Annotated in this window: 17 protein-coding genes; 10 read left to right on the plus strand and 7 right to left on the minus strand. The window is 61.3% G+C overall.

Annotated elements, in window-relative coordinates; genetic code table 11:
• Window positions 1-119: 119 nt before the first annotated feature.
• The gene (gene bglX, locus J3P76_RS18840; protein WP_434701120.1) at window positions 120-2,411 is read left to right on the plus strand and encodes a beta-glucosidase BglX; all 2,292 of its coding nucleotides are present in this window, start codon (window positions 120-122) and stop codon (window positions 2,409-2,411) included.
• Window positions 2,412-2,543: 132 nt separating this feature from the next.
• On the opposite strand, the gene J3P76_RS18845 is transcribed toward bglX, so the two are convergent.
• The 5 genes from J3P76_RS18845 to J3P76_RS18865 all read right to left on the minus strand — a co-directional run bounded on the left by J3P76_RS18845 (window position 2,544) and on the right by J3P76_RS18865 (window position 6,974).
• Window positions 2,544-3,701, minus strand: coding sequence for a phospholipase D-like domain-containing protein (locus J3P76_RS18845; protein WP_434701121.1), 1,158 nt, complete (start codon window positions 3,699-3,701; stop codon window positions 2,544-2,546).
• A gap of 1 nt (window position 3,702) precedes the next feature.
• Window positions 3,703-4,293: a YceI family protein gene (locus tag J3P76_RS18850; protein ID WP_420766750.1), complete on the minus strand. Its 591-nt coding sequence runs from the start codon at window positions 4,291-4,293 to the stop codon at window positions 3,703-3,705.
• A 231-nt stretch (window positions 4,294-4,524) separates the two neighbouring features.
• On the minus strand, window positions 4,525-4,836 hold the full coding sequence (locus J3P76_RS18855) for an amidase (protein WP_434701122.1): 312 nt from the start codon (window positions 4,834-4,836) through the stop codon (window positions 4,525-4,527).
• Window positions 4,833-5,927: a serine hydrolase domain-containing protein gene (locus J3P76_RS18860; RefSeq protein WP_434562742.1), complete on the minus strand. Its 1,095-nt coding sequence runs from the start codon at window positions 5,925-5,927 to the stop codon at window positions 4,833-4,835. Before J3P76_RS18860 ends, J3P76_RS18855 begins: the two co-directional genes overlap by 4 nt.
• Window positions 5,928-6,095: 168 nt before the next feature.
• The gene (locus J3P76_RS18865) at window positions 6,096-6,974 is read right to left on the minus strand and encodes an acyl-CoA dehydrogenase (RefSeq protein ID WP_434701123.1); all 879 of its coding nucleotides are present in this window, start codon (window positions 6,972-6,974) and stop codon (window positions 6,096-6,098) included.
• Window positions 6,975-7,118: 144 nt separating this feature from the next.
• Between J3P76_RS18865 and olsB the strand changes: the two genes are divergently transcribed.
• Both olsB and J3P76_RS18875 read left to right on the plus strand, forming a co-directional pair.
• Window positions 7,119-7,874 carry an L-ornithine N(alpha)-acyltransferase gene (olsB, locus tag J3P76_RS18870; protein WP_434562738.1) on the plus strand — a complete coding sequence of 252 codons (756 nt, stop codon included), beginning with the start codon at window positions 7,119-7,121 and terminating at the stop codon, window positions 7,872-7,874.
• Window positions 7,874-8,668: a lysophospholipid acyltransferase family protein gene (locus tag J3P76_RS18875; RefSeq protein ID WP_434701124.1), complete on the plus strand. Its 795-nt coding sequence runs from the start codon at window positions 7,874-7,876 to the stop codon at window positions 8,666-8,668. The genes olsB and J3P76_RS18875 overlap by 1 nt, the downstream gene beginning before the upstream one ends.
• A gap of 115 nt (window positions 8,669-8,783) precedes the next feature.
• On the opposite strand, the gene J3P76_RS18880 is transcribed toward J3P76_RS18875, so the two are convergent.
• On the minus strand, window positions 8,784-9,368 hold the full coding sequence (locus J3P76_RS18880; protein WP_434701125.1) for an ACP phosphodiesterase: 585 nt from the start codon (window positions 9,366-9,368) through the stop codon (window positions 8,784-8,786).
• 152 nt (window positions 9,369-9,520) lie between these two features.
• Here J3P76_RS18880 and J3P76_RS18885 point away from each other — a divergent pair, with 152 nt between their 5' ends.
• The 4 genes from J3P76_RS18885 to J3P76_RS18900 all read left to right on the plus strand — a co-directional run bounded on the left by J3P76_RS18885 (window position 9,521) and on the right by J3P76_RS18900 (window position 12,893).
• Window positions 9,521-9,823 carry an ArsR/SmtB family transcription factor gene (locus J3P76_RS18885; protein ID WP_434610033.1) on the plus strand — a complete coding sequence of 101 codons (303 nt, stop codon included), beginning with the start codon at window positions 9,521-9,523 and terminating at the stop codon, window positions 9,821-9,823.
• A 17-nt stretch (window positions 9,824-9,840) separates the two neighbouring features.
• A complete protein-coding gene (locus tag J3P76_RS18890; RefSeq protein ID WP_420766757.1) occupies window positions 9,841-11,007 on the plus strand; it encodes an MFS transporter in 1,167 nt (388 codons plus the stop codon).
• A 33-nt stretch (window positions 11,008-11,040) separates the two neighbouring features.
• Window positions 11,041-12,090 (plus strand): alkene reductase, encoded by a 1,050-nt coding sequence (locus J3P76_RS18895; RefSeq protein WP_434562730.1) that lies wholly within the window; start codon window positions 11,041-11,043, stop codon window positions 12,088-12,090.
• Window positions 12,091-12,266: 176 nt separating this feature from the next.
• Window positions 12,267-12,893 (plus strand): hypothetical protein, encoded by a 627-nt coding sequence (locus J3P76_RS18900; protein ID WP_434701126.1) that lies wholly within the window; start codon window positions 12,267-12,269, stop codon window positions 12,891-12,893.
• Window positions 12,894-13,092: 199 nt separating this feature from the next.
• Here J3P76_RS18900 and J3P76_RS18905 read toward each other — a convergent pair whose 3' ends face one another.
• The gene (locus J3P76_RS18905; protein ID WP_420766760.1) at window positions 13,093-13,725 is read right to left on the minus strand and encodes a TetR family transcriptional regulator; all 633 of its coding nucleotides are present in this window, start codon (window positions 13,723-13,725) and stop codon (window positions 13,093-13,095) included.
• Between the two features lie 264 nt (window positions 13,726-13,989).
• On the opposite strand from J3P76_RS18905, the gene J3P76_RS18910 reads away from it, so the two are divergent.
• Genes J3P76_RS18910 through adeC form a run of 3 tightly spaced genes read left to right on the plus strand, consistent with a single transcriptional unit; the run spans window position 13,990 to window position 19,769 of the window.
• Window positions 13,990-15,147, plus strand: a complete 1,158-nt coding sequence (locus J3P76_RS18910; RefSeq protein WP_434701127.1) for an efflux RND transporter periplasmic adaptor subunit — start codon at window positions 13,990-13,992, stop codon at window positions 15,145-15,147.
• Between the two features lie 3 nt (window positions 15,148-15,150).
• The gene (gene emhB / locus J3P76_RS18915; protein WP_434562726.1) at window positions 15,151-18,315 is read left to right on the plus strand and encodes an efflux RND transporter permease subunit EmhB; all 3,165 of its coding nucleotides are present in this window, start codon (window positions 15,151-15,153) and stop codon (window positions 18,313-18,315) included.
• Window positions 18,312-19,769, plus strand: a complete 1,458-nt coding sequence (adeC, locus tag J3P76_RS18920) for an AdeC/AdeK/OprM family multidrug efflux complex outer membrane factor (protein ID WP_420766763.1) — start codon at window positions 18,312-18,314, stop codon at window positions 19,767-19,769. Before emhB ends, adeC begins: the two co-directional genes overlap by 4 nt.
• Window positions 19,770-19,819: the final 50 nt, after the last annotated feature.

A 19,819-nucleotide genomic window follows, 5' to 3' on the forward strand; every position in this document is an offset into this window, starting at 1 on the left:
AGGTTCGAAAGTGTGCTGCATTTAACTGGATAACACCCGAACAACAATAGCCGTTCCTCACATTTAGGCTGACCGGCGTGTCCTGATCACCGCCCTTTAGGCTTGCGAGAAAACTATTCATGAAGAAGCTGTGTTTGCTGGGCCTGTTTGTCAGTCTGGCCAGTCAATCCGTATTAGCCGACAACCTGCCAGCCCCCATAGAGAACAAGGACGCTTTCATCAGCAGCCTGATGAAGCAAATGACCCTCGAGGAAAAGATCGGCCAGCTGCGCCTGATCAGCATCGGCCCGGAGATGCCCCGGGAGATGATCCGCAAGGAAATCGCCGCCGGCAACATCGGAGGCACATTCAACTCCATTACCCGCGATGAGAACCGTCCGATGCAGGACGCGGCCATGCGCAGCCGGCTGAAGATCCCGATGTTCTTCGCCTATGACGTGATTCATGGCCATCGCACCATTTTCCCGATTCCCCTGGCCCTGGCCTCGAGCTGGGACATGGACGCCATCTACCGCTCCGGCCGCATCGCGGCCAAGGAAGCAGCGGCCGACAGCATCGACATCACCTTCGCGCCCATGGTCGATATCTCCCGCGATCCACGCTGGGGCCGGACCTCCGAAGGCTTCGGCGAAGACACTTATCTGGTGTCGCGCATTGCCGGGGTGATGGTCAAGGCGTTCCAGGGCACCGGCGCCAACGCCGCCGACAGCATCATGGCCAGCGTCAAGCACTTCGCCCTTTACGGCGCCGTGGAAGGCGGCCGGGACTACAACACCGTGGACATGAGCCCGGTGAAAATGTACCAGGACTACCTGCCGCCCTATCGCGCCGCCATCGACGCCGGCGCGGGCGGGGTGATGGTCGCGCTGAATTCCATCAACGGCGTACCGGCCACCGCGAACACATGGCTGATGCACGACCTGCTGCGCAAGGAATGGGGCTTCAAGGGCCTGGCCGTCAGTGACCATGGCGCGATTTTCGAGCTGATCAAGCATGGCGTCGCTCGGGACGGTCGCGAAGCGGCCAGGCTAGCGATCAAGGCCGGCATCGACATGAGCATGAACGACTCGCTCTATGGCAAGGAGCTGCCAGGGCTGCTCAAGGCGGGCGAGATCGAGCAGAGCGACCTCGACAACGCGGTGCGTGAAGTGCTGGCCGCCAAGTACGACATGGGCTTGTTCAAGGATCCGTACCTGCGTATCGGCAAGGCCGAGGACGACCCGGCCGATGTCTATGCCGACAACCGCATGCACCGCGCCGATGCCCGTGACGTGGCGCGCCGCAGCCTGGTGCTGCTGGAAAACCGCAACCAGATCCTGCCCCTGAAGAAAACCGCGAAGATCGCCCTGGTCGGCCCGCTGGCCAAGGCGCCGATCGACATGATGGGCAGTTGGGCCGCCGCCGGGCGCCCGGCGTTGTCGGTCACGGTGTATGACGGCATGGCCCGCGCATTGGGCGGTGAGTCGAAGCTGATCTATGCCCGTGGCGCCAACATCACGGGCGACAAGAAGGTGCTCGACTACCTGAACTTCCTCAACTTCGATGCCCCGGAAGTGGTGGACGATCCGCGTCCGGCCCAAGTGCTGATCGATGAAGCGGTGAAAGCCGCGAAAGAAGCGGACGTAGTCGTCGCCGCCGTGGGCGAGTCCCGTGGCATGTCCCATGAATCGTCGAGCCGTACCGAACTGAACATCCCCGCCAGCCAGCGCGAGCTGATCAAGGCCCTGAAGGCCACCGGCAAGCCGTTGGTGCTGGTGTTGATGAATGGCCGCCCGCTGTCGTTGCTGGAAGAAAAACAGCAGGCCGATGCGATCCTGGAAACCTGGTTCAGCGGTACCGAAGGCGGCAACGCCATCGCGGACGTGCTGTTCGGCGACTACAACCCGTCGGGCAAGCTGCCGATCACGTTCCCACGCTCGGTCGGGCAGATTCCGACCTACTACAACCACCTGAGCATTGGTCGGCCGTTCACGCCGGGCAAGCCAGGCAACTACACCTCGCAGTACTTCGACGACACCACCGGCCCGCTCTACCCGTTCGGCTATGGGCTGAGCTACACGACGTTCAGCCTGTCGGACATGGCCCTGTCGTCCACCACGCTGAACAAGACCGGCAAGCTCGACGCCAGCATCACTCTGGAAAACACCGGCGATCGTGACGGCGAAACCGTGGTGCAGCTGTACATCCAGGACGTTACCGGCTCGATCATCCGTCCGGTGAAGGAGCTGAAAAACTTCCGCAAGGTCATGCTCAAGGCCGGCGAGAAGAAGGTCATCCACTTCGACATCACCGAAGACGACCTGAAGTTCTTCAACGCGCAGCTCAAGTACGCGGCAGAGCCAGGCAAGTTCAACGTGCAGATCGGCCTGGATTCCCAGGACGTGAAGCAGCAGAGTTTTGAGTTGCTCTGATCCAACGACACTGCAATACCTTTGTGGGAGCGAGCTTGCTCGCGAAGGCGATCTTTCAGTCATTGCATCATTGACTGTCAGGCCGCTTTCGCGAGCAGGCTCGCTCCCACAGTTGTATCCAAGGTGTTTGAACTAACCCCGCCGATCCAGCAGATTCACCACCACCCGATCCACCAACCCCCACACCCTTTGCTTGAAGCGCTTCCAAAATGGCCGGCGCTGCCAGGTGTCGAGGCTCACTTGCAGGCTCTGCTCGAAGTCCCGTTCAAAACTGGCGGCCACGGCCTTGCTCAGCCCAGAGTCCAGTGCTTCCAGGTTGGCTTCGAGGTTGAAGCGCAGGTTCCAGTGATCGAAATTGCATGAGCCAATGCTGACCCAATCGTCCACCAGCACCATTTTCAAGTGCAGGAAGCAGGGCTGGTATTCGTAGATTTTCACCCCTGCCTTGAGCAAGCGTGGGTAATAGCGATGGCCTGCGTATCGCACCGATGGATGATCCGTGCGCGGGCCCGTCAGCAGCAGCCGCACGTCGATGCCTCGCGCCGCGGCCTTGCGCAAGGAGCGGCGCACGTTCCAGGTCGGCAAAAAGTATGGCGTGGCCATCCAGATGCGTTTCTGGCCGCTGTTCAATGCCCGGGATAGCGACTGCAGGATGTCGCGGTGCTGGCGGGCGTCGGCATAGGCGACCCGGCCCATGCCTTCGCCCACCGGCGGGACGCGAGGCAGACGGGGCAGGCCGAAATTGGACGCCGGTTTCCAAGCCCGTCGATGGCGGTTGGCAAGCCATTGGCGATCGAACAACAATTGCCAGTCCAGTACCAACGGGCCGACGATTTCCACCATCACCTCATGCCAATCGCTTCGGTCGTCCGAAGGGTTCCAGAATTCGTCGGTGACGCCGGTACCGCCCACCACCGCCAAGCGTTGGTCGACCAACAGCAACTTGCGGTGATCGCGGTAGAGATTGCGCACCCAACGCCGCCAACTCAGGCGATTATAGAACCGCAGCTCCACGCCCGCCTGGATGAGGCGATTGCGCAGGCCCAAGGTAAATGCCAGGCTGCCATAGTCATCGAACAGACAGCGCACGCGCACCCCGCGCTCGGCCGCCTGGACAAGGGCCTGGACCATCGCCTCGGCGCAAGCGCCCGCTTCCACCAGGTACAACTCCAGTTCGACCTGTTCCTGGGCGCGGGCGATTTCCACCAGCATGCGCGGGAAAAATTGCGGGCCGTCGATCAACAGCTCGAAGCGATTGCCTTCACGCCAGGGAAAGACCGGGCCGCTCATGTCAGCGCGCCGTGAAAATCAGCACCGCACTCACCGGCACCGACAGGCTGATGGTCGACAATCCGGCCAGGTCGCGCAGCTTCTCCAACCCCGGCGCCAGGTCGAAATCCGCCGCGTTGAGCACCACCGGTTCCAGAGTCACGACCTGAAAACGCCGCTCATCCAGGCGAGTCGCCAGCAGTTGGACGTTGTACTCATGCTGCTTGCCATGCAGGTCCACGGTCACCGGCAGGCGCAGTTCCAGTTGCGCGCCGTTGGCCAGGTCCTGGATCGGCATCAGGTCGAGCTGCGCGGTGATGGTGGCTTCGGCGAATTGCTTGATATCGAACAACTCGGCGCGCATGCGCTCGTCCCGCAGGGGGATACCGCTGTTGATGGATTCGAGTTCGACCTCCAGCCGTGCCTGGCCCTTGGGCTGGACCTGCCCATGAAGCACCAGGAAACGTTGGACTTCGGAGACATTGCCGTTTTTGCTGCTGATAAAGGACAGTCGCGATGACTCACCATCCAGGTACCAGTCGGCCTGGGCCGGCAGCGTGGCGCAGGCCAGGAGCAAGGTGGTGACAGCGCGAGAAAATAACCGCTTGAACATACAGACTCGGGGGGCAGATAAACCTGTGGCGAACCTTAACCGGGCCGAGGGCGCTTGCAAACTGTCAGTTTCACAACATCGCTGCTGCCAACATAACCCAGTGGTGAGGGAGCTTGCTCCCGCTGGGCTGTGAAGCAGCCCCAAGTCGCGATTGACTGAAGGATTTGCGAGCGCTGCGCACTCGAGCGGGAGCAAGCCCCCTCGCCACAAAAGGCATCGCTGAAACAGCATTCAGGGTTCTAACCGACAGCCTTCCCGCTCCCCCATCCACCGCGCACTGTGGCTACGCCCCAAGCCGCTGACTGTGATGCGTTTTGCTTCGACGGTCTCGAGGAAATCGCTGATCGGCACCGACTGCTTCACATAGCCGCGGCAATAGTCGGCCGGTTGCCGCATTACATAGCGGCACGAGCAGTATTCCTTCGCGGTATAGGCGCTGATGATGTCGGGAAACGCCCGCAAGGCCACCCGCTCCTGCCAGCCCCAACCGAACAGGCCAACAAGCAACATCGACAAAAGAATGAACACTACCCTGCGCTTCATGGCTGCACCGTCCCGGCGAAGGCCGCCATGGCACGCTTGAGCAGCTCGTTGTGGCGATAGGTGCCGTCGCGGTCATCGCCGTAGCGCACGATCACCAGCCTGGCGCTGGGGATGACATACAGCGCCTGGCCCCAATGGCCCAGGGCGGCGAACGTATCCGGCGGCGCGTCGGGCCACGGTCGGATCGACGGGTCGGCGCCGCGATTGAGCCACCAGTGTCCGCCAGGCACGGCTTCGTCCTGGCCCGCCTGAAACCGAGCGAAAGGCTCGCGGTTGAAGGCAATCCAATCCTTGGGAATCAATTGCCGATCGCCCCAACGGCCATCGCGTTGCATCAGCAGGCCGACACGCGCCAGGTCCCGGGCGGTGAGATAGGCATAGGACGAACCGACAAACGTGCCGCTGGCGTCGGTTTCCCAGGTCGCATGGCGGATGCCCAGCGGCTCGAACAAGGCTGTCCAGGGGTAATCGGCATAACGCGCCGGGCCGACGATATTTTTCAGGGCTGCCGCCAGCAGATTGCTGTCGCCGCTGGAATAACGGAACACCTGCCCGGGTGGGCTGAAGCTTTCGTGCCTGGCGGTGAACGCGGCCATGTCGTGGCGCCCACGGGTATAGAGCATCGCCACGACCGAGGAATTGAGTGGCGCGTATTCATAGTCTTCTTGCCAGTCCAGGCCAGACGCCCAATGAAAAAGATCGGCCAGGGTCATGTCCGGATGTCGCTTGAGCGGCGGGTAGTACTGGGCGGCTGGATCATCCAGGGCAAAGCGTTTTTCACCGTAGGCGACGCCGAACACCGTCGCCAGCAGGCTTTTACTGATGGACCAGGTCAGGTGCGGGGTCTGTGCGTCAGTCGGTCCGGCGTAGCGTTCGTAGACCAGTCGACCGTCCTGGATAACCACCAGCGCGTCGGTGCGGATGCCTTGGCGGGTGGCGTCGTCCCTGGGTGCAAAAGCGTAATGCGCCAAGGCTTCGATGGCCGGCCCACTCGAGGCCTGGCCGGTCGGCCATTGTTCGCCAGGCCAGACTTCGGCGCGGGCCGTCAGGGTCAGCAGCAGGAGCGAAAGCAACAACCAGCCTTTGGGCATGCGCGGGGCTCGCAGAGGTGAACTTGCAGAGCCTATTCAGACTTGATGACAGTTTAAGTTTTGGTGTTCGAAAGGACGCCATCGCGAGCAAGCTCGCTCCCACAGCGACCTTATGCGCGACGCAAAGCCCCGAAAGAGCGAGCTTGCTCGCGATGAGGCCCTTCAAATCTACGAAGACCCCAACGCCTTGTCCAACCGCTTGGCCCGCGCCCCCGCCGCGATGTCCATCACCGCCTTGTCACGCCCCCACATCTCACGCCACGCCGCCGGCCCATCGGCCAAGGCATCGTCCAACTCAGCATCGAGCCCTTTGAATTGAGCGAACAGCCCACCCAGCAACACATGCGCGACAGCACTCGAAGGGTTGTGGCGACTCGTCTGCGCGCAACCGGCGAGCAACGCCAACAGACGCAGTTGCAACGGCCGGGGCCAGCCGCATTCTTGCCCTAAGCCGTACAACCAGGCGGTGATCGCACTGAGCACGTAGACATCTTCCAAGGTGCGAAACGGTTTGACGTAGACGTCCCAGCCGTCGCCGGGGAGCAATTGGCACAGCGCACCGTCCAGCAACATCCGGCCATGGCTGATATCCGGCATGAACGGCAACGTCGGCAACTTTTCCAGCGTCACGCCCGGTTCGCCCGCACGCACCACCGCCAGGTTCAATCGCGGCGCCTCGCCGGGCGCCTCGCTTCGGGCCGCGACCAGCAACCACTCGGCGGCATCGCCCGCGGTGACGAAATCCTTGCGCCCGCTCAGCCGCAAGTCGGCGAGTCGGGTCTGCATGTCCGCCGGGCGCAAGCTGCGCTGCTCGGTGGCGCACAACGCACCGAGGCTTTGGGGCGCGCTCGGCCAAAGCGCCCGCAACGCCGCTTGGTAACCCACCAGAAACGCCAACCCGGGCGTGGCCATCGACCGACCGCCGACCACGGCCAACTCGAACGGCGTCACCGACCCCAAGCGATGCAGCAACGCGGCATAACCTTCGGCCAGATCCGCACAGGCGGGCAGCCGCTCGCCGCGTTCGATCAGGGTTTGCCAAGGCATCTGGGCCTCCTTGTGGGCTGTCATATAAGCATCACCAAAGCTTCATGGCGATGACACCGGGGCTACATAGCCTGACTTTGCACAACATGGCTGCATAAAGAAAGTCGACAGGCTGCAACTGAACAGCCCGCACGGAGATTCGCTATGACCCAGATCGCCCGCATCAGCGACACCGGCAATGAACGCCGCCTGCAAGCCGAACGCCTGATCGGCGCCCAGGCCTTGCAAGAAGCACAGGCCCTGCGCTTCAACGTCTTCAGCGGCGAATTCAACGCCAAGCTCAAGGGCGCGGAGATGGGTCTGGACATGGATGACTATGATGTTCACTGCGCTCACATTGGCGTACGCGACCTGAACACTGGCCGCCTCGTGGCCACCACTCGCCTGCTCGACCACCAGGCCGCCAGCAGCCTGGGCCGGTTCTACAGCGAAGAAGAATTCGCCCTACACGGCCTGATTCATCTCCAAGGCCCGATTCTGGAAATAGGCCGTACCTGCGTGGACCCGGCCTACCGCAACGGCGGCACCATCGCGGTGCTCTGGGGCGAGTTGGCCGAAGTCCTCAATCAAGGCGGCTACAGCTACTTGATGGGTTGCGCAAGCATCCCGATGCAGGACGGCGGCATCCAGGCCCAGGCAATCATGCAGCGTCTGCGCGAACGCTACCTGTGCACCGAACACCTGCAAGCGGTGCCGAAAAAGCCGTTGCCGGCCTTGGACGTCCCGTCCAACGTCATCGCCGAAATGCCCCCGCTGCTCAAGGCCTACATGCGCCTGGGGGCGAAAATCTGCGGCGAGCCCTGCTGGGATGAAGACTTCCAGGTGGCCGACGTGTTTATCCTGCTCAAGCGCGACGAGCTCTGCCCGCGTTATGCCCGTCACTTCAAGGCGGCGGTCTGATGAGCCGGTTGCGGGTGTACGCGCGAGTCGCACGAGTATTGCTGGTCGTCACCCTGGGCCTGGCCATGGCCAGTGTGTTCGGGATGCTGGAACGTCTGGGACTCGCTCATTCGATGGTGCGCCGCCAGCGCTGGTCGCGTTTCTTCATGGCGCGGCTGACCAATGCCCTGCCCTTTCGCGTCACCGTCCATGGGCAACTGCCGAAACAGCCGATGCTGTGGGTCAGCAACCACGTGTCCTGGACCGATATCCCACTGCTGGGCATGCTCACGCCCCTGTCGTTCCTGTCCAAGGCCGAAGTGCGTACCTGGCCGGTCGCCGGATGGCTGGCAGCCAAGGCCGGCAGCCTGTTCATCCGTCGTGGTTCGGGCGACAGTCAGTTGATTCGCAAGCAGATGAGCCGTCACCTGGAGCAGGCCTATCCGCTGCTCATGTTCCCCGAAGGCACCACCACCGACGGCCGCACGCTGCGCACTTTCCACGGCCGCCTGTTGTCGGCGGCCATCGATGCCGACGTGGCCTTGCAACCGGTGGCGATCCGTTACCTGCGCAAGGGCGAACCCGATTTGCTGGCGCCGTTCATTGGCGATGACGATCTGCTGTCGCACCTGATGCGATTGTTCGCCAATGATCTTGGCGATGTGGAAATCCATCTCTTGGAACCGATTGCTTGCCACGGCCAGGAACGCGCGGCCCTGGCTTTCCAGGCCCAACAAGCAGTACACAAAGCATTGTTCGGCGAAATGCCCGAGAAGCAGACAATTCCGGTTCGGCCGGCGGCGATTGCGGCTTGATCCAGGATATTGTGCAGTTCCCCCTGTGGGAGCGAGCCTGCTCGCGAAGACGGCGCATCAGTCGATAAATATATTAGCTGACACACCGCTTTCGCGAGCAGGCTCGCTCCCACAGTTAGTTTTGTGGCGTGACTTGGCCCAGCGCAAAATCCTGCAACTGCGGATAGAACAACCGAAAGTCTTCGCTCAACGGCTCATAGAGCCTGACCAGTTCTGACATCGCACCCGCCAGTTCCTCCGGCCGCGATAGCCGCCGGGAAATGCCGCGCAGCACCTGGCCCAGCACCTCGAATTGCGTATACGACCCCAGCCAGTCGTCCGCCGCCATATAAGGTGCGATCTGCGCCAGCCGCCCCGGCAGTTGCGGTTCAGCAGCGAGGACCTGATAGACCCGGGAGGTGAAGTCCATCAGCGGTCCTTCGCTGTACAGCGTCCAATCCCGGGCCAGGCAATGGTCGAAGAATACATCCAGCACGATCCCGGCATAACGCCGCCGCACCGTGGAGAAACGCGACAAGGCGATATCCACCAGCGGATGGCGATCGGTGTACATGTCGATGCGTCGATGCAGGGCTATCGCCGCTTCGATCCGCGGGTTGAATTGGCCCTGCAGCGGCCCTTTGACGAAGTCGCCATAAAGGCTGCCGAGCAGTTGTTCCCGGCCAGGGCCGCCGAGGTGCAGGTGTGCGAGATAGTTCATGGCCCGCAGCTTAGCACCCAGACGCCTATATCGTTATAACCCGATATAGCGATTTGAAAGATCTTCAGATCAAATACATATTGGTATATCGCGAAGCAACGATTTAAGGTTCGCCTCATCGCGATATAGCGTTATTCATGTGAGCTGCCCCAATGACTCTCGACCTCGACGAAATAATAAAAGCCCTGGCACACCCAGTACGGCGAGACATCCTCAACTGGCTCAAGGACCCCAAGGCCCAGTTTCCCGAACAGTTGCACAACCACGAATTCGGCATCTGCGCGGGCCAGATCGACCAGCGCTGCGGCCTGTCGCAGTCCACGGTTTCGGCGCATCTGGCGGTGTTGCAACGGGCCGGGTTGATCACCAGCCAGAAGGTCGGCCAATGGCACTTCTTCAAACGCAACGAGGAAGCGATCCAGCAGTTCCTCAAGCAAATGAGCCAAGAGCTCTAAACCGACAAGGATTCGAAATGCCCCTTTCACTCTTGATTCTGGCGCTTAGCGCCTTCGCCATCGGTACGACGGAATTCGTCATCATGGGCCTGTTGCCCGATGTGGCGGCGGACCTGGGCGTATCGATTCCCGGCGCCGGCTGGTTGGTGACCGGCTACGCCCTGGGCGTGGCCATCGGTGCGCCGTTCATGGCCCTGGCCACCGCGCGACTGCCGCGCAAGGCTGCGTTGGTGGCATTGATGGGGATTTTCATTGTCGGCAACCTGCTCTGCGCAGTAGCCAGCGACTACAACGTGCTGATGTTTGCCCGAGTCGTCACCGCCCTCTGCCACGGTGCGTTCTTTGGCATAGGCTCGGTCGTCGCCGCCGGCCTGGTGGCGCCCAACAAGCGTGCCTCGGCCGTGGCCCTGATGTTCACCGGCCTGACCCTGGCCAATGTGCTTGGCGTACCGCTGGGCACTGCATTGGGCCAGCAAGCCGGCTGGCGCTCGACCTTCTGGGCCGTGACGATCATCGGCGTGATTGCCCTGATCGGCCTGATCCGCTTCCTGCCGGCCAAGCGCGACGAGGAAAAACTCGACATGCGTTCAGAGCTGGTGGCGCTCAAGGGCGCCGGCTTGTGGCTGTCGTTGAGCATGACCGCGCTGTTCTCCGCCTCGGTATTCACCCTGTTCACCTACGTCGCCCCGCTGCTCGGCGAAGTGACCGGCGTGTCGCCCCGTGGCGTGACCTGGACCCTGGTACTGATCGGCCTCGGCCTGACCCTGGGCAACATCATTGGCGGCAAGCTGGCGGACAAGAGCCTGGCGAACACGCTGATGGGCGTATTCCTGACCATGGCCGTCGTGTCCACCGTCCTGAGCTGGACCAGCGTGGCGCTGATCCCGACCGAGATAACGCTGTTCCTGTGGGCCACCGCCTGCTTCGCCGCCGTGCCGGCCCTGCAGGTCAACGTGGTGACCTTCGGCAAAGACGCGCCCAACCTGGTGTCCACCTTGAATATCGGCGCCTTCAATATTGGCAATGCCTTGGGCGCCTGGGTCGGCGGCACTGTCATCGACCATGGCCTGGGCCTGACCACCGTGCCCCTCGCCGCCGGCGCGCTGGCCGTGCTGGCGCTGCTGGTGACCCTGATCACTTTCCGTCAGGGCGGCCATGCCGACCTGGCACCTGCCACTCACTGACTTCTGATCCTTCACTTTGCGAGGTTGTATTTCATGGCAACAATTTTCGACCCCATCAAACTCGGCGATATCGAGCTGAAGAACCGCATCATCATGGCCCCGCTTACCCGCTGCCGCGCCGACGCAGGCCGCGTACCCAACGCCTTGATGGCCGAATACTACGTGCAACGCGCTTCCGCCGGCCTGATCCTCAGCGAAGCCACGTCGGTCACGCCAATGGGCGTGGGTTATCCGGACACCCCTGGCATCTGGTCCAACGACCAGGTACGCGGCTGGGCCAACGTGACCAAAGCCATCCACGGCGCCGGCGGCAAGATCTTCCTGCAGCTCTGGCACGTGGGCCGGATCTCCCACCCTTCCTACCTGGACGGCGAACTTCCAGTGGCACCGAGCGCCATCCAGCCCAAGGGCCACGTAAGCTTGGTTCGCCCGTTGGCTGACTACCCGACACCGCGAGCACTGGAAACCGCTGAAATCGCCGACATCGTCGATGCCTACCGCGTCGGTGCCGAAAACGCCAAGGCCGCCGGTTTCGACGGGGTGGAAATCCATGGTGCCAACGGCTACCTGCTCGACCAGTTCCTGCAAAGCAGCACCAACCAGCGCACCGATCACTACGGCGGCTCCCTGGAAAACCGCGCTCGCCTGCTGCTGGAAGTCACCGATGCGGCCATCGAAGTCTGGGGCGCCGGCCGCGTGGGCGTACACCTGGCGCCGCGCGCCGACTCCCATGACATGGGCGACGAGAACCGTCTGGAAACCTTCAGCTATGTCGCCCGCGAGCTGGGCAAGCGTGGCATCGCCTTTATCTGCTCCCGCGAGAAAGAAGGCGACGACAGCATCGGCCCACAACTCAAGCAAGCCTTCGGCGGCCCGTACATTGCCAACGAGCGCTTCACCAAGGAAAGCGCCAACGCCTGGCTGGCAGCAGGCAAGGCGGACGCCGTGGCGTTTGGCGTGCCATTCATTGCCAACCCGGACCTGCCGGCACGCTTGAAAGCCGACGCGCCATTGAACGAGCCGCATCCGGAAACCTTCTACGGGAAAGGCCCGGTGGGTTATATCGATTACCCTGTACTTTAATCTCCACCTCTATAAAAGCCCTGCCTCGAAAGAGCCAGGGCTTTTTTAATTTCCAATATTCGGTCAAACATAAGAACTTTGTAATCAAGGCAAAGCCGCTCATTATCGGGAACAGTGAGCGCATACGGCGTTCCCCTCTGCCATTGAAAGGCAACATTGAAAAAAGGAATTTGAGAATGAATGACGCGACGGACAGCACGCCACCGGCCAATAACGACCTTATCGAGAGACTCCTTTCACAGTTCCGCTTTTTGCCCTTGTCAGTCTTGTACGAGCAATTCAAGTCACTCGACACGACAGAGTACGCCGAGGCACTTAACGCCTTGATAGAAAAGAATAAAAAGAACGATGAGGTCGACCGGAAGATTCAAGCCTGGGAGCAAGAAAAGATTCGCCAGGATAAAACCCGATTGCTGGTCAAGATATTCAACCACACCGACCAGGCTTTTCAATTTCGCGAAAATAACCTCAACCTGAACGCCATTGATCATGACTTCTTCAATATCCGTCGCGGGGATATCCAGGCGTTGAAATTCGACTTCTCGTACGTCAGGACATTGCGCAGCCGTAGCAAGGATATGTTCCAACACTTCATTGTGTTTGGCGACAAACAATGTGGATTCCGCTTCGATTTCGGCTTACGCGTGGAGACTTCTTTTGGCGTTTTCACCCCCACCCTGACACCGGTACGGACCCTTAACGTGACCTCTATTGGCGCAACGCCCGTCAATTGCACAACTCGCATCACGCACGCGGCGGAGGGAGAACCCTACGGCTTTACCGTAGAAATCGTAATTAGCTGAAGATACTGCCCCGTCAGGCCAACCCGATGGGGCACATATTTCCACTTTGTAAGCGCACCGGGCCACTGCGCTTACAACCGCGAAACAATTTTCCTACAAAATTCGCCACCGATTTTATATACCCTTGGCCGACGTCAGTTTATAAAGCCTTTCTCACGCGCCCGTATTGACACAAACCGATTCAATTACGCATTTTGTTTCATTTGCGCAGGCTAGGGCTCAGGTGCAGCATATCCAGCCCGATGTCCACCCAGCGTTCGGCTTCATTCGCCAGGGCGAAACTGTCTGGAGCCAGCAACCACTGGTAAAGAATGCCGTCGATATAGGCATGGATGGCAACCGCCGCCCTTTCGGGATTGAGGTCATCCGGCAACTGGCCGCGTTTCATTGCATTGCGCAACGACAAGGCGATACGCACGTTGCAGTCGAGGCTGACTTCACGTCGCTGCTGGCGCAAATCGCACATTTCATCGGTGAACTCGCACTTATGGAACAGAATCTCATTGATGCGCCGGGTTTTCGGGTCCAGGGCCACCTGCTGGAACAACCGTACCAACAACTTGCGCACGCACCCCAGGGGATCAAGCTCTTCCTCGTTTTCGCTCGCGCGGGCCAATTCATCGAGCGGTTCATGCAGCGTATCGAGCATGGCCTGGAGCAGATCCGCCTTGTTGCTGAAATGCCAATAGATGGCGCCCCGTGTCACACCGGCGAGCGTCGCGATATCGGCCAGCGTGGTACGCGCAACGCCTCGCTCGAAGAAGGCTTTTTCGGCCGCTTCGAGTATCTGGCTGCGAGTCTCCAAGGCTTCCTCTTTGGTACGACGGACCATGGCAGTAAACACCTCAATCAGGATGCGTAAGCAATGCGTAAGGATCAGCAGGACAATCTATAGGCAACGTCTGCCTGCACGCGTCCCCGGTCCGCATTGGCCTTTGTCAGGCTTTTGTAAATCCGGATGGTACGCAATTTGGCTGTTTACAAACAACCGTGTACGTAAGTATATTTCTTAGCATCCTACTAATTGCTTATCTGGCTCTTTTTTCACCTTTCACTTTCGAGCGCGCCTGTTACGCGCCTGGACCCGAGGATTTCCATGCAATTCAAGCCAGCTGTTACCGCTCTGGTCACTGCCATCGCCCTGGCATCGCTGCTCAGCGGATGCAAAAAGGAAGAGGCTGCACCCGCGCCTCCCCCTCCTCAGGTCGGCGTCGTAACCCTCAAGACCCAGCCTTTTACCCTGACCTCTGAACTGCCGGGCCGCACCAGTGCGTTCCGCGTTGCCGAAGTGCGTCCTCAGGTCAATGGCATCATCCTCAAGCGCCTGTTCAAGGAAGGCGCCGACGTCAAGGCCGGCCAGCAGCTGTACCAGATCGACCCCGCCGTTTACGAAGCGAACCTCAAGAGCGCCGAGGCCAACCTGCGTTCCACCAAGTCGATCGCTGATCGCTACAAGCAATTGGTTGATGAACAAGCCGTGAGCCGCCAGGAATACGACACTGCCGTGGCCAATCGCCTGGAGTCGGAAGCCAGCCTGCAGACCGCGCAGATCAATGTGCGGTACACCAAGGTCTATGCGCCGATTTCAGGTCGCATCGGACGTTCCTCGGTGACCGAAGGCGCGCTGGTCAGCAACGGGCAGACCGATGCCCTGGCGACCATCCAGCAACTCGACCCGATCTATGTCGACGTGACGCAAAGCTCCGTCGAACTCCTGCAACTGCGCCGCGAGCTGGAAAGCGGCCGCCTGCAGAAGGCCGGCGACAACGCCGCCATGGTCAAGCTGACCCTGGAAGACGGCAGCCAGTACCCCCATGAAGGCAAGCTCGAATTCTCCGAAGTCTCGGTCGACCAGACCACCGGCTCCGTGACCTTGCGCGCCGTGTTCCCCAACCCCGACCACACGTTGCTGCCGGGCATGTTTGTCCACGCGCAACTGCAGGCTGGCGTGAACAGCGCGGCGATCCTGGCACCGCAGCAAGGCGTGACCCGCGACCTCAAGGGTACGCCGACCGCCATGGTCGTGGGCGCCGATAACAAGGTCGAACTGCGTCAGCTCAAGGCCAGCCGCACCGTTGGCAACCAATGGCTGATCGAAGACGGCCTCAAGGCCGGTGATCGCCTGATCACCGAAGGGTTGCAGTACGTACGGCCAGGGGTAGAAGTCAAAGCCACCGAAGCCACCAACGTTGGCGCTAAGAACCCGGCCCCCGCTCAGGCAGCTGACAAAGCCGCCGGCGGCAAAGGGGAGTAAACCATGTCGAAATTCTTTATCGACCGTCCGATCTTCGCCTGGGTGATCGCCCTGGTGATCATGCTGGTCGGCGCTTTGTCGATCCTCAAGTTGCCGATCAACCAGTACCCGAGCATCGCGCCGCCGGCCATTGCGATCCAGGTGACCTACCCAGGTGCTTCCGCACAAACCGTGCAAGACACTGTGGTGCAGGTCATCGAGCAGCAGCTCAACGGCATCGACAACCTGCGTTATGTGTCCTCGGAAAGTAACTCCGACGGCAGCATGACCATCACCGCGACCTTCGAGCAGGGCACCAGCTCCGATACCGCCCAGGTCCAGGTCCAGAACAAGCTGAACCTGGCCACCCCGCTGTTGCCGCAAGAAGTGCAGCAGCAAGGCATCCGCGTGACCAAGTCGGTGAAAAACTTCCTGATGGTGATCGGGGTGGTGTCGCGCGACGGCAGCATGACCAAGGACGATCTGTCCAACTACATCGTGTCCAACATGCAGGATCCGATCTCGCGCACTGCCGGTGTCGGCGACTTCCAGGTCTTCGGGGCCCAGTATGCGATGCGGATCTGGCTCGACCCGGCCAAGTTGAACAATTTCAGCCTGACCCCGGTGGACGTCAAAAACGCTATCGCCGCGCAAAACGTCCAGGTCTCGTCCGGCCAACTCGGCGGCTTGCCTGCCCTGCCCGGCCAGCAACTGAACGCGACCATTATCGGCAAGACCCGCTTGCAGACCGCCGAGCAATTCAAGGCGATCCTGCTGAAGGTCAACCCGGACGGCTCCCAAGTGCGCGTTGGCGATGTGGCCGACGTTGGCCTGGGCGGCGAGAACTACAGCATCAGCGCCCAGTTCAATGGCGCACCAGCGTCGGGCCTGGCGGTAAAACTGGCCAACGGTGCCAACGCACTCGACACGGCCAAAGCCCTGCGCAAGACCATTGACGACCTCAAGCCGTTCTTCCCCCAGGGCGTAGAAGTGGTGTTCCCATACGACACCACGCCGGTGGTGAGCGAGTCGATCAAGGGTGTGGTTGAAACCCTGGTCGAGGCGGTCGTGCTGGTGTTCCTGGTGATGTTCCTGTTCCTGCAGAACTTCCGAGCCACCATCATCACCACGATGACGGTGCCGGTGGTGTTGCTGGGTACCTTCGGGATTCTCGCGGCGGCCGGCTTCAGCATCAACACCCTGACCATGTTCGGCATGGTGCTGGCCATCGGCTTGCTGGTGGACGACGCCATCGTCGTGGTGGAAAACGTCGAACGGGTGATGAGCGAAGAAGGCCTGTCGCCCAAGGAAGCCACCAAGAAGTCCATGGGCCAGATCCAGGGCGCCCTGGTGGGTATCGCCCTGGTGCTTTCGGCGGTGCTGCTGCCGATGGCGTTCTTCAGCGGCTCTACCGGCGTGATCTACAAACAGTTCTCCATCACGATCGTCTCCGCGATGGCGCTGTCGGTGTTGGTCGCCCTGATCTTCACCCCGGCCCTGTGCGCCACCATGCTCAAGCCCATTCCGAAAGGCGAGCACGGCACGCCGAAACGCGGTTTCTTCGGCTGGTTCAACCGCACTTTCGACCGTGGCGTCAGGAGCTACGAGCGTGGTGTGGGCAACATGCTCCAGCGCAAGGCTCCGTATCTGCTCGCTTACGTGATCATTGTGGTCGGCATGGTCTGGCTGTTCACCCGCATCCCTACCGCGTTCCTGCCCGAAGAAGACCAGGGCGTGTTGTTTGCCCAAGTACAGACACCGGCCGGCTCCAGTGCCGAGCGCACCCAGGTGGTGGTCGACAAGATGCGCGAGTTCCTGCTGCGTCCAAGCAAGGACGGTGGTGAAGGCGATGCCGTGGCCTCGGTGTTTACCGTGACCGGCTTCAACTTCGCCGGTCGTGGCCAGAGCTCGGGCATGGCGTTCATCATGCTGAAACCGTGGGAGGAGCGTAACGCCGACAACAGCGTGTTCAAGCTCGCCGCTCGCGCCCAGCAGCATTTCTTTACCTTCCGTGACGCAATGGTGTTCGCCTTCGCCCCGCCAGCAGTACTGGAATTGGGTAACGCCACCGGTTTCGACGTGTTCCTGCAGGACCGCGCCGGCATCGGCCACGACAAGCTGATGGAAGCTCGTAACCAGTTCCTGGGCATGGCGTCCCAGAGCAAGGTCTTGACCCAGGTCCGTCCGAACGGCCTGAACGACGAGCCGCAATACCAGCTCGAGATCGACGACGAGAAGGCCAGCGCGCTGGGCATCACCTTGGCCGATATCAACAACACCCTGTCGATCGCCCTGGGCAGTAGCTACGTGAACGACTTCATCGACCGTGGCCGGGTTAAAAAGGTCTACGTGCAAGGCCAGCCGGGCGCTCGCATGAGTCCGGAAGACCTGAAGAAGTGGTACGTGCGCAACAGCGCCGGGACCATGGTACCGTTCAGCGCCTTTGCCAAAGGCGAGTGGACCTATGGTTCGCCGAAACTCGCGCGCTACAACGGCGTGGAAGCGATGGAAGTCTTGGGTGCTCCGGCGCCGGGCTATTCCACCGGTGAAGCCATGGCCGAGGTCGAAGCCATCGCCAAGAAGTTGCCGGCCGGCGTCGGCATCTCCTGGACAGGCCTGTCGTACGAGGAACGCCTGTCGGGTTCCCAGGCCCCAGCCCTGTACGCGCTCTCGCTGCTGATGGTATTCCTCTGTCTGGCGGCACTGTATGAAAGCTGGTCGATTCCGATCGCCGTCATGCTCGTGGTGCCGTTGGGGATTATCGGTGCCCTGCTGGCCACCAGCCTGCGCGGTCTGTCCAATGACGTGTACTTCCAGGTGGGCTTGTTGACAACGATCGGCCTGGCGGCGAAAAACGCCATCCTGATCGTCGAGTTCGCCAAGGAACTCCACGAACAAGGCCGGACCCTGGTGGAAGCCGCCATCGAAGCCTGTAGGATGCGTCTGCGGCCCATCATCATGACGTCCCTGGCGTTCGTCCTCGGCGTCGTCCCGCTGGCGATTTCCACCGGCGCCGGTTCGGGCAGCCAGCACGCCATCGGTACCGGCGTGATCGGCGGTATGCTCACGGCCACCATCCTGGCAATCTTCTGGGTGCCATTGTTCTTCGTGACAGTGTCGTCGTTAGGTCGTCGCAAAAATGCCGACCAGGACAACACTCCTGAAACTTCTAAAGAGGCTGGCCAATGAGCAAGTCGCTACTCTCCCTGACCATCGCCGCGGTCGTGCTCAGCGGTTGCTCGCTGATCCCGGACTATCAGCGGCCCGAAGCTCCGGTCGCGGCGCAGTACCCGCAAGGCCCGGCCTACGAACCGGCCAACGCCCCCGGCCAGGCAGCCGCCGAGCAGGGCTGGAAGCAGTTTTTCCATGACCCTGCGCTGCAACAGCTGATCCAGGTTGCCCTGGAAAACAACCGCGACCTACGGGTCGCTGCGTTGAACATCGACGCCTACGCCGCGCAATACCGCATCCAGCGGGCGGACCTGCTCCCGGCGGTCTCGGCAACCGGCTCCGGCAGCCGCCAGCGCGTGCCGGCACGGGCTTCGCAGACCGGCGAAGCGGCCATCAGCAGTTCCTACTCCGCAACGCTGGGGATCAGCGCCTACGAGTTGGACCTGTTCGGTCGCGTCCGCAGCCTGAGCGAGCAAGCGTTGCAAAGCTACTTCGCCACCGAAGAAGCCCGTCGCAGCACCCAGATCAGCCTGGTGGCCAACGTCGCCAACGCCTATCTGACCTGGCAGGCGGACAAGGAACTGCTCAAGCTGACCCAGGACACCCTGGGCACCTACGAACAGAGCCTGAAGCTGACCTCGCGCAGCGCCGAAGTCGGCGTGGCCTCGGCCCTGGACCTGAGCCAGGCGCGCACCGCAGTGGAAAACGCCCGCGTGCAACTGGCTCGCTACACCCGCCAAGTGGCCCAGGATGAAAACAGCCTGACCCTGCTGCTGGGCACCGGCCTGCCGGCCAACCTGCGCACTCAACCGTTGAGCGATGACCTGCTCAGCGAAGTGCCGGCCGGGCTGCCGTCGGACCTGCTGCAACGTCGTCCGGACATTCTCCAGGCCGAACGCAACCTGCTCGCCGCCAATGCCAACATCGGCGCCGCACGGGCCGCGTTCTTCCCAAGCATCAGCCTTACGGCCAACGCCGGTACCCTGAGCCCTGACCTGTCCGGTCTGTTCAAGGGCGGTTCGGGCACCTGGACCTTCGCGCCGCAGATCAACCTGCCGATCTTCAACGCCGGCAGCCTGCGGGCGAGCCTGGATTACGCCAAGATCCAGAAAGACATCAACGTCGCGCAGTATGAGAAGTCGATTCAGACAGCGTTCCAGGAAGTCTCCGACGGCCTGGCCGCGCGCCAGACCTACAACGAACAGCTGCAGGCCCAGACCGACTTCGTCGCCGCCAACCAGGACTACTACCGCCTGGCCGAGCGTCGCTACCGCATCGGCGTCGACAGCAACCTGACCTTCCTCGACGCCCAACGCCAGTTGTTCAGCGCACAACAATCGCTGATCACCGACCGCCTTGCGCAACTGACCAGCGAGGTCAATTTGTACAAGGCTCTGGGTGGTGGCTGGAATGCCGAGACGGGCAAGCACGAACCGCTGGCGGAAAAAGCGCCGGAGACGAAGTTGTTCTGATTGATGTACTGAAAACAAAAAGCCCACCGAAAGGTGGGCTTTTTGTTGGG

Source organism: Pseudomonas sp. D1-36 (assembly GCF_051132205.1).
In the GTDB taxonomy this organism is placed as follows: domain Bacteria; phylum Pseudomonadota; class Gammaproteobacteria; order Pseudomonadales; family Pseudomonadaceae; genus Aquipseudomonas.

Bases quoted from the DNA above. Each gene is read 5' to 3' on its own strand.
- J3P76_RS18865 (WP_434701123.1), bottom strand. From the start codon at position 6,974: ATGCCTTGGCAAACCCTGATCGAACGCGGCGAGCGGCTGCCCGCCTGT.
- J3P76_RS18855 (WP_434701122.1), bottom strand. From the start codon at position 4,836: ATGAAGCGCAGGGTAGTGTTCATTCTTTTGTCGATGTTGCTTGTTGGC.
- J3P76_RS18880 (WP_434701125.1), bottom strand. From the start codon at position 9,368: ATGAACTATCTCGCACACCTGCACCTCGGCGGCCCTGGCCGGGAACAA.
- J3P76_RS18890 (WP_420766757.1), top strand. From the start codon at position 9,841: ATGCCCCTTTCACTCTTGATTCTGGCGCTTAGCGCCTTCGCCATCGGT.
- J3P76_RS18900 (WP_434701126.1), top strand. From the start codon at position 12,267: ATGAATGACGCGACGGACAGCACGCCACCGGCCAATAACGACCTTATC.
- J3P76_RS18885 (WP_434610033.1), top strand. From the start codon at position 9,521: ATGACTCTCGACCTCGACGAAATAATAAAAGCCCTGGCACACCCAGTA.
- J3P76_RS18860 (WP_434562742.1), bottom strand. From the start codon at position 5,927: ATGCCCAAAGGCTGGTTGTTGCTTTCGCTCCTGCTGCTGACCCTGACG.
- emhB (WP_434562726.1), top strand. From the start codon at position 15,151: ATGTCGAAATTCTTTATCGACCGTCCGATCTTCGCCTGGGTGATCGCC.
- J3P76_RS18895 (WP_434562730.1), top strand. From the start codon at position 11,041: ATGGCAACAATTTTCGACCCCATCAAACTCGGCGATATCGAGCTGAAG.
- olsB (WP_434562738.1), top strand. From the start codon at position 7,119: ATGACCCAGATCGCCCGCATCAGCGACACCGGCAATGAACGCCGCCTG.
- J3P76_RS18850 (WP_420766750.1), bottom strand. From the start codon at position 4,293: ATGTTCAAGCGGTTATTTTCTCGCGCTGTCACCACCTTGCTCCTGGCC.
- adeC (WP_420766763.1), top strand. From the start codon at position 18,312: ATGAGCAAGTCGCTACTCTCCCTGACCATCGCCGCGGTCGTGCTCAGC.
- J3P76_RS18875 (WP_434701124.1), top strand. From the start codon at position 7,874: ATGAGCCGGTTGCGGGTGTACGCGCGAGTCGCACGAGTATTGCTGGTC.
- J3P76_RS18845 (WP_434701121.1), bottom strand. From the start codon at position 3,701: ATGAGCGGCCCGGTCTTTCCCTGGCGTGAAGGCAATCGCTTCGAGCTG.
- bglX (WP_434701120.1), top strand. From the start codon at position 120: ATGAAGAAGCTGTGTTTGCTGGGCCTGTTTGTCAGTCTGGCCAGTCAA.
- J3P76_RS18910 (WP_434701127.1), top strand. From the start codon at position 13,990: ATGCAATTCAAGCCAGCTGTTACCGCTCTGGTCACTGCCATCGCCCTG.
- J3P76_RS18905 (WP_420766760.1), bottom strand. From the start codon at position 13,725: ATGGTCCGTCGTACCAAAGAGGAAGCCTTGGAGACTCGCAGCCAGATA.